Raw genomic sequence first — 954 nt, forward strand, 5'->3', positions numbered from 1 at the left:
CGCCGCCGCCCGCCCTGGACGGCGACCGCGCCGGAAACCGCCGCTTCGGTGCGCGTCACATCGGCATCGGTGCGCTCCTGCTGGTGGGCGACCACCACATCGATGGTGCCGCTCAGTTCGGTGGTCAGCCGCACGGTCTCGGCCAGCGCGCTTTCGACCTCGGTGGTGATGCGCGTCTGCTCGTCGCGCAGGCGGAAAACGCTGCCGGCACCGCCGCCGAAGGCGGCCAGCCCGTCGCGCGCCTTGACCAGCGACGGCCGGTCGGGGTTGTCCTTCGGCAGGGCGGCAATGGCATTGTCGACGCGCAGCAGCGCCCAATTGTACTTCGACCGGATGTTGTTCAGCGTCGCCCCATAAGGAACGCTGGATGCTGCGGCGATCATGCCGAAGGCGAGGTTGCCGTTGGCCTGCACGTTCATCAGCTGGGTGATGACCGGCAGTTCCTCCTGCGCCAGACGGCGGCCCAGTCCGGTGGCGGTATCGACCGCCTGCGCGGCGGCCAGATCGCCCACCACAGTGTTGACCGACAGGGTCGATACCTCCAGCAGCGGCGCCACCAGATCGGTGAAGTCCTCATGCGCCATCACCGCGTCGGCGACCAGCGCGTTGAGCTTCTCCTCCATCGCCAGCCGCTCGGCGGTGCGTTTGCCCAGCGTGTCCAGCGCCATCCCCATGCGCTCCGCCAGCCTGGCGGCCGCATCGGCATCCCCCGTCATCCTGCCGGACCCATTGGCTTCGGTGTGCAGGGTCGCGATGCGCTCGCGCAAGCCCGCCAACCTCTTGGTAAGTCCGTCCATCCGCTCCGTCAGTTCCGCCGCATCGCGCGAAGCCGCCACCGCGGGCGCATCGGCGGCGATGGCCGTGCTGTCCTTCGCCAGATTGAGCGAGCGCACGATGGCCGGCACGCTGCTGCGGCGGATCTGGTCCATCGACCGCGCGGTCTCGGTCAGCGAC

General features: G+C 69.6%; 1 pseudogene. It reads right to left on the reverse strand.

The features are described 5' to 3' along the window. Positions 1-954: pseudogene (locus tag I71_RS23645) on the reverse strand (methyl-accepting chemotaxis protein); the annotation flags it as partial.

The organism is Azospirillum sp. B506 (assembly GCF_000333595.1).
Taxonomy (GTDB): domain Bacteria; phylum Pseudomonadota; class Alphaproteobacteria; order Azospirillales; family Azospirillaceae; genus Azospirillum.